11 protein-coding genes are annotated in these 9,940 nt (G+C 45.8%); 7 read left to right on the top strand and 4 right to left on the bottom strand.

Annotated features, from left to right (window positions below; all coding sequences use genetic code 11):
• Window positions 1-5 precede the first annotated feature (5 nt).
• Together KIH86_RS29490 and KIH86_RS29485 are read left to right on the top strand one after the other, a co-directional pair.
• Window positions 6-326 (top strand): ketopantoate reductase family protein, encoded by a 321-nt coding sequence (locus KIH86_RS29490; RefSeq protein WP_456094015.1) that lies wholly within the window; start codon window positions 6-8, stop codon window positions 324-326.
• 56 nt (window positions 327-382) lie between these two features.
• A complete protein-coding gene (locus tag KIH86_RS29485) occupies window positions 383-913 on the top strand; it encodes a hypothetical protein (RefSeq protein ID WP_235775321.1) in 531 nt (176 codons plus the stop codon).
• A gap of 4 nt (window positions 914-917) precedes the next feature.
• On the opposite strand, the gene KIH86_RS08445 is transcribed toward KIH86_RS29485, so the two are convergent.
• Complete coding sequence (locus tag KIH86_RS08445) at window positions 918-2,630, bottom strand: ABC1 kinase family protein (protein ID WP_223083121.1); 1,713 nt, start codon at window positions 2,628-2,630, stop codon at window positions 918-920.
• A gap of 171 nt (window positions 2,631-2,801) precedes the next feature.
• On the opposite strand from KIH86_RS08445, the gene KIH86_RS08440 reads away from it, so the two are divergent.
• Complete coding sequence (locus KIH86_RS08440; RefSeq protein ID WP_223083120.1) at window positions 2,802-3,257, top strand: VOC family protein; 456 nt, start codon at window positions 2,802-2,804, stop codon at window positions 3,255-3,257.
• A 5-nt stretch (window positions 3,258-3,262) separates the two neighbouring features.
• On the opposite strand, the gene KIH86_RS08435 is transcribed toward KIH86_RS08440, so the two are convergent.
• A complete protein-coding gene (locus tag KIH86_RS08435) occupies window positions 3,263-3,733 on the bottom strand; it encodes a pyridoxamine 5'-phosphate oxidase family protein (RefSeq protein WP_223083119.1) in 471 nt (156 codons plus the stop codon).
• A gap of 220 nt (window positions 3,734-3,953) precedes the next feature.
• Between KIH86_RS08435 and KIH86_RS08430 the strand changes: the two genes are divergently transcribed.
• From KIH86_RS08430 to KIH86_RS08420, 3 genes are all read left to right on the top strand, one after another.
• A complete protein-coding gene (locus tag KIH86_RS08430; protein ID WP_223083118.1) occupies window positions 3,954-5,114 on the top strand; it encodes an epoxide hydrolase family protein in 1,161 nt (386 codons plus the stop codon).
• Between the two features lie 181 nt (window positions 5,115-5,295).
• The gene (locus tag KIH86_RS08425; protein ID WP_223083117.1) at window positions 5,296-5,658 is read left to right on the top strand and encodes a nucleotide excision repair endonuclease; all 363 of its coding nucleotides are present in this window, start codon (window positions 5,296-5,298) and stop codon (window positions 5,656-5,658) included.
• Complete coding sequence (locus KIH86_RS08420) at window positions 5,659-7,203, top strand: tetratricopeptide repeat protein (protein ID WP_223083116.1); 1,545 nt, start codon at window positions 5,659-5,661, stop codon at window positions 7,201-7,203.
• 228 nt (window positions 7,204-7,431) lie between these two features.
• Here the strand turns inward: KIH86_RS08420 and KIH86_RS08415 are convergent, their stop codons facing one another.
• Window positions 7,432-8,241 (bottom strand): histidinol-phosphatase, encoded by an 810-nt coding sequence (locus tag KIH86_RS08415; RefSeq protein ID WP_223083115.1) that lies wholly within the window; start codon window positions 8,239-8,241, stop codon window positions 7,432-7,434.
• A gap of 45 nt (window positions 8,242-8,286) precedes the next feature.
• Complete coding sequence (locus KIH86_RS08410) at window positions 8,287-9,192, bottom strand: LysR family transcriptional regulator (protein WP_223083114.1); 906 nt, start codon at window positions 9,190-9,192, stop codon at window positions 8,287-8,289.
• Window positions 9,193-9,445: 253 nt separating this feature from the next.
• Here KIH86_RS08410 and KIH86_RS08405 point away from each other — a divergent pair, with 253 nt between their 5' ends.
• Window positions 9,446-9,904, top strand: coding sequence for a chemotaxis protein CheX (locus KIH86_RS08405; RefSeq protein WP_038698287.1), 459 nt, complete (start codon window positions 9,446-9,448; stop codon window positions 9,902-9,904).
• Window positions 9,905-9,940 lie beyond the last annotated feature (36 nt).

Genomic DNA, 9,940 nt, shown 5'->3' with positions numbered 1-9,940 from the left:
TTTTAATTTTTGGTGCAGGTGTTATAGGGAGCATATACGCAATTAAATTCATTGAAGCAGGGCTTGACGTTACTATGTTAGCACGTTCTAATCGATTTCATTCATTGAAAGAAAATGGACTTAAATATAAGAAAAAGGATAAGGTCAAATCTATAAAAGTAAATGTCATTGATAAGCTTGAAAATGATGATGTTTATGATTATATTTTCGTTACCGTCCGTTATGATCGATCCGAATCAGCGTTGTTGGCGCTAAAAGACAATCAAAGTCAAAATATTGTTACAANAATAATTCAATTGGATTTTCTTCATGGCTGGATATTGTAGGGGATAGACTGTTACCAGCCTTCCCCGGCGTTGGCGGACAGATTAAAGATGGAATATTGGAGGCTAGATTTCCGCCAAAGATTCTGGTGGCTACTACGTTTGGAGAAATTAGCGGTGTAGTGACCGAACGTGTAGAAAACCTCGCCCAATTATTTAAAACAGCAAAGCTCCCCTACAAAATGAATAAGGATATGAAAGCGTATCTGATCACACATTCAGTAGCGGACATTGCCTTGCTTGGCGTTTTGCATGCTGACGATAAGATCATTGATGCACAAACAGCCAGAACCAGAAAAACGGCACATAAAATAACAGTTATTTTAAAAGCGTATTTAAGGGCAATACAAAAAGCCGGCGTTGCTATTGATCCACCTAACCTTAAAATGGTGATTAAATTACCAAACTTGATTTTGGATTTGTTCTTTATGCTATGGCTGCGGACTAAGATGGTGAAGGACATGATGTTACCGGATTATGCGATAAATGCAAACAACGAAATTGTACAGCTAAATAATGATTTGTTAAAATTTTTAAGTCAAAATGACATTGATATGGGAGTACATGCCTCCGACTCTCGAATCGAATGACACATCAACGGGATTTAAACTTCGACTTTTCTAATCTGCTCTGTTCACGCATAGCCTGCATCTGTCTGGCATGTCTTGCTTCACGGCGGCTTTCTCTCGCTTTGAGTTGGCCGAGCATAATGAGCAGCCCCAGGATGCCGAGCACATAAGAAACAATATGATTCACTTCATTCCACAGGTTTGCAGCAGTCAGAAACAATACCGCCCCAATGATTGTGGCAACAATCCGTCCTGTATTCTTATTTTGCGTATCTATTAATTTTTTCTCAAAGGAGCTCGATAACTTTACCCGTAAATTTCCGCCATCCATTTTATCGACTACAGAAATAAATTTCTTTGTCGTAGGAATGATTCCTTTTAGAAGATTCTTGCCTTCATTGACAACAGTGGAGACGGCACTTCCTCGCAGATCGCCACGCATAACCTCTTCGACGTAAGGCTTAGCGGTCCCAATCAAATCAAGCTCAGGGTCCAGTCCTAGACAAAGTCCATAAACCGTGACCATTGCTTTTCCCAAAAATGTGGTGTTTGCAGGTAACTGAAAGGGCTGAGAATAGAGGAAATGACGTAACTCTTCCGAATTGTCACCTGACGTCACAAAACTCAGGTCAAACGTATCACCGTTAATTTGTTCGAATAATAACGTAAGATTCCTTGAAAACACCTCTAAGTCTACATTCCGTCTTAAAAAACTCAAACGATTAAGGGCATCAATTGCGCCGTGAGCATCCTTTAAATACACAGCCATTACAAGTGCTATCATCTGCGCCTTCATATCATCACCAATTCGTCCGACCATCCCAAAATCGATTAATGCTATTGTGCCGTCAGGCTGCACGAGGACATTTCCCGGGTGCGGGTCTGCGTGAAAGAAACCTTCCACCAGAATCTGCTCTATGAAAATTTCCAGCAATGCCTTCGCTAATTTAGTCCGATCAACGCCCCAAGCATCAAGCTTGGCAAAATCGTTGATTTTTACGCCCTCCAAAAACTCCATGGTTAAAACTTTTGAAGTTGTATAGGACCAATGAATGCCTGGAACAACGATATCATCCCGATGGATCATCTGCATCTGAAATTCTTCAGCATTTCGTCCCTCTTTTTGATAATCGAGCTCTGCCATAACGGTTTCGTAGAACTCATCATACACGGCATCGAGGTCCATGAAGTCTGCAATCTTCGTCTGGCGCTTCAATAATCGAATAGCAACTTGTATGGATTTCCAATCAATGGCGATAATGTCCTCGACCCCGGGACGCATCACTTTCACTGCGACTTCTTCACCTGTTCGCAAGGTCGCCCGATGTACCTGTCCCAAGGAAGCCGCAGCGATAGGAGTTGCACTAAACTCGGCAAAAATCTCGTTAATGGATGCGCTGAGTTCACTCTCCAGCCTATGTTTGATCTCGGTAAAATCCACTGACGCTACGGAATCCTGCAGCTTGGACAATTCATCAATGACTTCCTTCGGCAAAATATCCACTTGCGCACTCACATGCTGACCCAGCTTAATAATTAATCCGCCCATATCCATTGCAGTCTGCGTAAAATAAGCTGCCTGTTTTCGATATAATGCTTTTGTTCTGGCTTCCAAGCGCCGTCTCGGAATAAAATGCTTTTGCCTGCCCAGCCACCAGAAATCCCAAGCAAACTTAAAAATCATTCGCATGGTTCTTCTGAATCTGACATCCTTCATCAATTGAAAGAATTCGCTCATCCTTGCTGCATCCTTAATCTCTCCTTATGATGTACAATCTGCACAATAGTATGTTATTTCATACTAATCATATTTTCAAGGAAGCTCATTTTTCATGCGTAGGAATCAGCAGGAGATCACATCGTAACTCCGAATTGTTAACGTATAAAGTGCACATAAGGAGATGAACCTATGGCCGAGAACAAATTACTAAGAATGGACAATGTCGGCATCGTTGTAGAATCCCTTAATGACGCAATCTCTTTCTTTGAGGAGATTGGATTGAAGCTCGAAGGGCGGGCAGTTGTCGAAGGTGAATGGGCTGGTCGCGTAACCGGACTGGGTTCTCAGAACGTAGAGATTGCTATGATGGTTACCCCGGATGGCCACAGCCGGCTTGAACTTTCGCGATTTGTCGACCCACCTACGATATCAGATCACCGGACTGCTCCTGTGAACGCCCTCGGTTATCTGCGTGTGATGTTCGCTGTTGAAGACATTGACGAAATGGTATCCAGACTCATTAAGCACGGTGCTCAGCTCGTTGGCGAAGTGGTTCAGTACGAGGACTCGTACCGGCTCTGCTACATTCGTGGAACCGAAGGACTGCTAATCGGTTTAGCGGAACAACTCGGCGAAACCACATAGACCACTTAATTTGCCGTCTTATTGACAAAATCAATCTCATTTCTGATCCCTTTATGGGCGTCATTCCACAGGCCCTTTGTCAGGCGAATGCGCAGCAGGCATGTGTTAGGGTCTTCGTCGTTATTGGCTTCGTAATACCACTCGGCGAATATGGTACGCAGCTTTGTCATCATCTCCGCGTTTTTCTCGTCACATACCCAGCCCAGGTTTTCACCGATACCATCGGCCGTAAAGTTTTCGACGATGATACAAACGGCGACTTCGGGGTTTTGGGCGATCTGCTGCATCTTGCCTGTGGTCGCGTAAGTGACGGTGTAGAACGCGCCGTCCTCATAGTAGGCGTCCACAATGCGGGCGGCGGGACGGCTTTTGCCATTGGCTCCTGGTTCCAGCGCGATGGTGGACAGAGAGATCAGGCCGTCCTTGTTACCCACTTGTTCTTCCAGCAGCTTCATGGCTTCGTCGTACTTGCTCACTATATTACCTCCTAAAGTGTCATAAGGCATACATGATTAAGCTTATCATTGTAAAATCTTGGTGCATGTGAAGAATAATACGATAAAATAATAAAGCGCTATCATAATCCTGCGCCATAGCAATCACCTATCAAATCTTATAGTTAAATACTTCATTTACGCCAGTGTACCGGACAAATGCGAGGGATATAATAGCGATATAACAAGGAGGGAGAACACAATGCCTGTTGAACGCTTTCATATTCATGTTTCTGATGAGATCCTTGACGATCTGAAATATAGACTGCATCACACTCGTTGGCCGGATCAAATAGAAGACGCGGGGTGGGAAAGAGGCACCGAATTAAGTTATTTAAAGTCGCTCGTTGCGTATTGGAAGGACCATTATGATTGGCGCGTCCAAGAAGCCAGGTTGAACCGCTTGTCCCAATTTTGCTGCAATATCGACGGCATAGACGTACACTTCGTACATGAGCGTGGTAAAGGACCCAATCCTCTTCCCATCATTCTTACCCATGGATGGCCCGACAGTTATCTTCGTTATGAAAAGATCATCCCCCTGCTTACGGATCCAGCCAGCCACGGTGGTAACCCTGAGGACTCTTTTGATGTAATTGTTCCTTCATTGCCTGGCTTTGGGTTTTCTGGCCATCCCAAACATTCTGGCGTCAACAATTTTCACGTCTCGGAAATGTGGGCTAAGCTAATGACAGAAGAATTAGGCTACAATAAATTTGCTGCTGCAGGCGGGGATATTGGGTCTGGTGTTACAAGATATCTGGCATCAAACCATCCCGAACTGTTATGTGGAATCCACCTGACCGACGTCGGCATTATAAGAAATCTCATGACTTCATCTGATCAGGCAGAGCTTTCGGGAGAAGAATTGCGATACAAGAACAACGCTTCGGAATGGATTGCGCAGGAAGGAGGCTATATGTCCCTTCAATCGACACGCCCGCAAACCTTAGCCTATGGACTTACCGATTCACCGGCAGGTTTGGCTGGCTGGATCATTGAAAAATATCGTTCATGGAGCGATTGTCAGGGTAACCTCCAGGATAGATTCAGCGAGGATGAACTAATCACCCACATTATGTTGTACTGGGTTACGGGCACGATAGGTTCATCAACACGGATGTATTATGAAAATTCTCATTCTTTACCTCCATTGGGCTATATCGAAGTACCGACAGGCATCGCTCTATTCCCGGCAGACATCTTATTGCCACCTAAGGAATGGGCTGTGAGCAACCTAAATGTAACTCGCTGGACTTCGCTACCCCGTGGAGGACATTTTACCGCTATGGAAGAACCCGAGCTTCTGGCTCAGGATATTCGTGCCTTCTACAAGCAGTTTAGGGTGAACAATAATCACTGATATTCAGCAATACAACAACACGGTGAACCGTATCATAAGTAGGGGCAAGTTTTTTTTGCGAAATTTTTACGGGCATGGATTTTAATTACGGAGATATAAAGTTGGGTATAATGTTATGATGTAGTAAGCTCAGAGTACGAGCACAGTATACAACTAATCCAGGCAAAGGAAGTAAACTATTATGATCAATATCATCATTCCCACCCCAAATGTCACCATTACCAAACAGGTTAATCCTCAGGAAAGTAACATTTATAGCTTCACCGAATTTCACCTGATCACTAGAGAGTTAGGTGGGATTTTCATGTTCTACAACGATAAAGACGAATTGTTGTTCGTCGGAAAAGCTAGAAAGCTAAGACCGAGAATAAGAAAACATTTTGAGGATTCCGTATCTCCGATCAGAATGCATAGGGACGAAGTAACGAAAATCGAAGTTTGTATCGTTGAAGATCCTGTCCACAGAGAAATTTATGAAACGTATATCATTAATGAGGGCAAGGCCAAATATAACGAAGACAAAGTATTTTTCAGACAGGCCTAAATGACAAGCAATCATAATCAACGTTTCCGTTTTAGTGAAGCACCGATCTGGAAAGTCCAACGACAATATTATGAAGAGAAGGGAACGAAGGCTTGGAATAATGACCAAGTTCCCCAATATATAACGAGTAATCCCATGATCGCTGCTGCATATGCAGACATGATTTTTGGGTTTCTTAAAGATCGAGTGAATAGGGGTAATGACTCTGAGCCAGTGTATATTGTGGAGCTTGGAGCAGGAGCGGGACGTCTTGCTTTCCATTTGTTAAACGAACTGTGTCAGTTAATAGAATACACCGGGATCTCGCTGCCTTCGTTCCGCTATATCATGACGGATTTAGCAATGAACAATGTGATGGCATGGAAGGGGCATCCCGCGTTTCAAAAGTTTATTGCCGAAGGATTATTGGACTTTGCGCAATTTGATGCTGTACATGATTCCGTGCTGAACCTCATTGTATCAGGCACAACGATTAGTGAAGGAGATTTAAAACAACCGTTAATCCTTGTTGCCAACTACTTCTTCGATAGCATACCGCAAGATTTGATTTACATTGGCGATGGGAAAGTTTATGAAACGGATGTTTATGTTGAACAGTCCGAAGATCATGATTCACTTAAACCCGCAGAATGGTTAGATCAAATCACTTTACGCTATGAGCATCGACGAGCATCCGAGTACGAACAAGAAACCTATCCTTACCGCAATGTAATTTCCATTTATCAGGAACAGCTAGAAGACTCGCATATTTTATTTCCTACTGCTGGTATCGCTTGTTTAGAGCATTTGAATCGGTTATCCCAGTCGGGATTTCTATTGATAACAGCAGACAAAGGAGATCACTTGCTGGATAGCTGGAAGTTTGCAGAACCACCCGAGTTGATCTTACATGGAAGCTTTTCCTTAACGGCAAACTACCATGCGATTAAGTATGTCTATGAACAAAAAGGAGCTGCGTCGTTATTCTCTCCGCATCATTATAAAAATATTAATGTAGGCTGTATTCTCCATCTGGATAAGCCAATTGATTATCACAACCTGCGATTGGCTTACCGTCGTTGTATTGAACGCTTTGGTCCTGATGATTTTTTTAGTATGAAATGCTGGGTGGATCGCAACCTAGACAGCATGGGGTTGGAACAAATCTTAAGTTTTTGGCGTTTGAGCGGCTATGATGCGGAATTTTTCATTCAGAGCACGACGCGGATTTCCAGCCTGCTGCTAGAATCCAATGAAGAAGAAAAGCAGGATTTGCTTAGAGGTGTTGAACTGATGTGGTCATCGTACTACGTCATGGAGCAGCGATACGATCTGACGCTCGATATCGGATTGATACTATTCGAGATGGACATGTACGAACGCTCCAAATATTATTTAGAGATTACGGTACACGAAGAGCAGGATGAGATCGTATCAACTGTATTTTATTGTCTAGCCATTTGCTGTTTCGAGTTAGACTTAGTTGAAGATGCAAAGATGTACTTACAAAGGTTGTTGGAACTTGAGCCAGAACACGAAGAGGCATTAGCGTTGATGAGCTACTGATCCGGGTAAAGCCAAACGGAGTCGATTTTTGGAATTTGGATCCCAGCTAGAAGAAAGGCACAATTCGAATTACGGGCTGCCATCTTGGTGGCCTTTTTTATAGTGGAGAACACTTGCCGTTACAGACAGCGCGGTGAACGGTACCACTAATCAGCACAAAAAAACAGCGGCAGCCGAAGACACCCCGTCTTGGTTGCCGCTGTTTGATTTTTGCCAGGAACGACATGCCTACAGGGGGACTTCGATCTGTCTCCGCTCTTTGAAATACACCCAGGACGTGAAGCCGATCTCCTTAAGCCGGGCGGCAACCTGCTCAAGCTCATCCCCGACGCGTGAAGGCTTGTGCGCATCCGAGCCGAAGGTAACCGGCACGCCGTACCGCAGCGCCCGCTCCAGAATATCGTCGGCCGGGTACCATCCACCGCTCAGCTTGGTTTTGCCGGATGTATTGATTTCGATGGCAACGCCGGAGTCTCCGACGATCTTCAGGCATTCGTCCAGCGGAGCTGGGGCGGGGATATCGGAGAAGCCGGGATAGTTGCCCTTCATGGCGTCGATATGGCCCAGAATCTGGAACATGCCGCTGCGGGCGGATTCCCCGATCAGACGATAGTATTCGGTCTTGACGGCGATTTGTTCCTTGGTCCCGAGATGCTTCCATCGGTTCTTGTTAAAAATGCTGACCCCGCCCGTGCTGTGCACCGACCCGATAATATAATCGAACGGATAGGAGCTCAGCACTTGGCGGTAGGCTTCCACATGCTCGGGGAAAAAGTCGGATTCAATGCCAAGCAGAACGTCGATAACCCCGTCATATTCCTTCTTCAGCGACAAGACCTCTTCCACATAATTCGCGAATTCCGATTTCGCCATGGCAATATGGGGAAAAGCACGGTCTTCCGGATGTCCGAAGTACGGCGTGTGATCCGAAATGCCTATGACTTTAAGGCCTCTTTGGATGCCGGCTTCAATATAATCCCGGATGTTTCCGTCAGCGTGGCCGCAGCGGAAATGATGGGTGTGCAGGTCGAATTTCATATTTATGCATCTCCTTTTGGCCAGAATGGGTTGACTGTCAGAGTGTTATTCCGAACCGAGAAAATGAGTCTCCGGCATCCCCTTCAAGTCGCTCAGGAACTGCCTCATCGCCGATCCTACATATTTGCCCGATTTGGTTATGACTCCGACGGGATGCGTAACTTCAAGCTCCATGATCGGGATAATCTTGAGCGCTCCGGTGCGGACTTCTGCCGCCACGGACTGTTTGGAGATGATACCTGCCCCCAGATCAAGCTCCACCATCCGTTTGACCTCCTCGCTGCTCGTCAGCTCCATGATCACATGGCTCTGGATGCCGTGCTTCGCAAAGATTTCCTCGGCGAACATGCGGCCTACAGTATCGGGAGAGAGCAGAATAAGCGGCGTCTGGCCGAGAACCTCGACTCTGGACATACCGGTCTGCGCCGCCAGCGGATGTCTCGGAGAGACGACAAGCTCGAAGGTATCGTAGTAGAGAACCGAGGTTGTCATTCCCGGGCTGTTGCCAATCAGATACCCGATGCCTACGTCGACAAGGCCGTTCTCGACATGCTGGTAGATCTGTGTGGAGGACATGGACTGGATCGATGTCTTGATAAGGGGAAATTGGTCCTGGAAATAGGAAAGAATGCGCGGCAGAATCTGTATGGCGATGGATGTTGTCGTACCGAGTATAATATGCCCCTGCGGCGTTTCGTCCAGATCGGCAAGCCTGTGCTTGAGATCGTCGACAATGTTGACGATTTGCTCCGCATGGGCAAGGAATACCTTGCCTTTATCCGTCAGCGTGACCGGCTGGTTACGGTCCACCAGCTGGGTCTTGAACTCCTCTTCAAGGCTCTTGATTTGCGCTGAGACCGCTGGCTGGGTTAGATTCAGTAGTTCTCCCGCCTTGCGGAAGCTCATCGTCTTGGAAATCATGATTAGCGTCTCCAGTTGGCTGATGTTCATGCGGATGCCCCCTTTTGCCAACCTGTGTTGACCTGTATTTATGTATATATCTTACGCCATATGTCGGCATTTGATTAAATTATAGGAGATTAAGGAGAACAGGGCAATGACGCCGCTCACCCCGCAAATTAATTATGACCAGAGGCCTTAATTTTTGGTGAATTTTGCCGATAAATGAGATATAATATGGTTTATTGGACATGGGACTTTGGTAACATGAAATCAAACCGGAAAAGGGGGACACAGCACTAGTATGAAGGCGGAAGTCATAAATCCATTTTTGGAGTCTGCGCGTGTCGTTATTGAACAGGTGATTCAAGTGTCGCCGTCTACCGGGAATCTGGGAATCAAAGAGATTGAACTGATCGATAATCATATATGGATTAAAGTCGGGATGACAGGGCAGCTTAGCGGCGATATCGTCTTCGGCATTGCGGAACAAGTGGCGCTGCGCATGGTGTCTGCAATGATGGGCGGCTATCCGATTGCCGAAATGGATGAAATGGGGCAGAGCGCCATATCCGAGCTTGGGAACATGATCAGCGGCAACGCAAGCACCATTCTCTCTAGCCAGGGAGTGGCTGTGGATATTACGCCGCCGCAGGTGATGAAGTCGGAGAATCTGGTGGCTTTCCTCCCGCGCAAGGCGCTAAGCATTCCCCTGCTGATGGACGGCATCGGCGAACTGGATATTCAGGTGATGATCTCTTAATATGGTTGATAGGAATATCATCCTATAAGAGACAGG

The organism is Paenibacillus sinensis (assembly GCF_019904155.1).
GTDB classification, from domain to species: Bacteria; Bacillota; Bacilli; order Paenibacillales; family Paenibacillaceae; genus Paenibacillus_AQ; species Paenibacillus_AQ sinensis.
This window is presented reverse-complemented; position numbering and strand designations above follow the sequence as displayed.